Genomic DNA, 283 nt, shown 5'->3' on the forward strand with positions numbered 1-283 from the left:
GTACTGGTTTAACACAAAACGGTGCGGGCGCTTTAGTAGTAGATCCGACTGCCTTTAACGGTGACGGTAACATTACCTCTTCTGACTTAACAGTTGGTGGTGATGCAAACGCTTTACTTGGAGATGTTACACTAGAAATCGCTGCAGGTGCTGTTGGTACTACTGAATTAGCTGACAACGCAGTGACTACGGTTAAGATCAACGATAACGCTGTAACTACAGGAAAAATCAATAACAACGCAGTAACTACCGCTAAGATCAATGACGATGCAGTAACAGCTGC

Annotated in this window: 1 protein-coding gene; it reads left to right on the forward strand. The window is 44.2% G+C overall.

Translation table 11 applies throughout. From position 1 onward, the window contains the following. Window positions 1–283, forward strand: a 283-nt coding sequence (locus tag ACXAG7_RS20140; protein ID WP_476667953.1) for a hypothetical protein, incomplete at both ends; no start/stop codon positions are given.

It is taken from the genome of Tenacibaculum sp. AWR4_210 (assembly GCF_056160945.1).